1 protein-coding gene is annotated in these 2,291 nt (G+C 38.8%); it reads left to right on the top strand.

From position 1 onward, the window contains the following. Positions 1-327 precede the first annotated feature (327 nt). Positions 328-2,291: DEAD/DEAH box helicase family protein (locus ACFIL3_RS09705; protein ID WP_375682178.1), on the top strand; the 1,964-nt coding region annotated here is incomplete at its 3' end.

The following is a 2,291-nucleotide window of genomic DNA, read 5'->3' as shown; positions in this document are numbered from 1 at the left end:
AAATTAAACTGACAAAATAGACTATTTTAGTGACTCATAAAACCTATCAAAATACTCATTATGATATTTTAAAAGCACATAGTTCATTTGTCTTGATGAACACGTGAAACGAACAGCAAAATTCACTATTTTGCTGATTTTACCTCATGTCATAGGCTGTGGATAAGTAGCCTTTAATAAAATTTCTTTTTAAGCAGGTTGTGGGTCTTTAGCACCCTTTTTTTATTTTATTATTGCTATTTGTTTTAAATAGATCTAGCAGATTCTATTTAAAGTTTTTTAACACCGATAGATCAACGCTTATAAAGCGGTGGGGTTTTATTATAAATGCTTCAATCTCATAACAAACCACTGACATTACGCTCTCTGTTACAATCCTACCGTGATCATACAGAAAGTGCGCGCGATAGAGGAACTTCTTTTGAAAAGTTTGTAATTGCTTATTTGACGCAAGACCCTCTACAATGCCAAGAATATGAAAAGGTTCAAACCTATTGTGAATGGGCAAAAGAGCATGGAGAAGATGGGCGTGATATCGGCATTGATCTGGTTGCTAAAATTCGTGATGAAGAAGGATATGCCGCTATTCAATGTAAGTTTTATAGTGCAAATCATCAAATCAAGAAGGAAGATATTGATAGCTTTATTGCTGCCTCGGGAAAAAAGATCTTCACACGCCGTATTCTGGTTGATAGCACCGAAGGTAATTGGAGTAACAATGCCGATCTCACCTGTGAAGGACAAGGAGTCCGCATTCAACGGATTAATCTTTTTGATCTGGAAAACAGTCAAATAGATTGGTCAACCTTTGAAAGCAAAGGGGAAGCTACTCTTAAGAAAAAAGAACCGAAAAAGCTTTTAGATCATCAACAAGAAGCGCTTAAAGCTGTTTGTGACGGTTTACAAGAAGCAGACCGCGGCAAGCTGATTATGGCGTGTGGAACGGGAAAGACCTTTACCAGTCTGAAGATAGCAGAAGCTCTTGCTGGTCAAGGTAAACGTGTTTTATTTCTTGTCCCCTCTCTTTCTTTAATGTCACAAACAATAAGAGAATGGACAGCAGATACAGCAATCCCCTTGCGTTCCTTTGCGGTGTGTTCTGATACACAAGTTGGCAAGCGTCGCAAAGCCCAAGATGATGCTGCCGAACTCGATGTCTCGGATCTCGCTCTACCAGCAACAACAGATTCTCAAAAGCTTGGAGAAAAAGCCAATAAGACTTCTCCTGATGCCATGACAGTGGTCTTTGCTACCTACCATTCGATCCAAGTGATTTCGGATGCGCAAAAGAAATATGCTTTACCGGAATTTGATCTGATCATTTGTGATGAAGCACACCGTACCACTGGAGCTGTGTTAGGAACAGACAAGAGTGAATCTGAGTTTATCAAGGTTCATAATAATAGCCTTATTCGGGGCAAGAAACGTCTGTATATGACAGCAACACCTCGTATCTTTAGTGATAATGCCAAAAAACAAGCTAATGAGATTGATGCCGTTCTGGCTTCTATGGATGATGAAGAGCTTTATGGAAAAATCCTTTATTCTTATAGTTTCTCCCATGCTGTAAAAAATGGACTTTTAACGCCTTACAAGATTATCGTTTTAGGTGTTGATGAAGGAGAAGTGAGTAAATCTATCCAGCATCTGATGACAGATGAGAATTATGAACTTATTCTTGATGATAGAACAAAGATCATGGGTTGTTATCAAGCTCTTACCAAAATGGATCTGAAAATTGATCTTGGAGATGATACAAGACCCATGCATCGGGCTTTGGCTTTTTGTAGAGATATTAAAACTTCTGAACGCATATGTAGAACATTCAACGATGAAGAAGTTAAGAAAGATTTACGTAATCTTCATGAAAACCATAAAAATATTCCCCCTCTTAACTGTCAAGTAGATCATATTAATGGAAAATCTGGTGCCAAAAACCGTACGATAAAACTTGATTGGTTGAAAGAAGATGCGGGTGAGAATGTCTGCCGTATATTAACCAATGTACGCTGCCTTTCAGAAGGTGTTGATGTTCCTTCCCTTGATGCGGTTATGTTTTTACACCCGCGTAAAAGCCAAGTGGATGTGATACAAGCGGTAGGACGTGTGATGCGTCGTGCAAAAGGCAAAAAGATGGGCTATATCATTTTGCCGGTTGGTGTTCCTGCTGGTGTTTCACCAGAAGAGGCATTAAAAAACAATAAGAGATACAGTGTTGTCTGGCAAGTTCTCAATGCTTTGCTTGCCCATGATGAGAATTTTAGTAAAACCCTTAACCAGATGGTCTTAGG

This window comes from Bartonella sp. CE47NXGY, from assembly GCF_042195415.1.
Lineage (GTDB): Bacteria > Pseudomonadota > Alphaproteobacteria > Rhizobiales > Rhizobiaceae > Bartonella.
The sequence above is the reverse complement of the archived record's forward strand: the minus strand, read 5'-3'. Positions and strand labels throughout refer to the sequence as shown.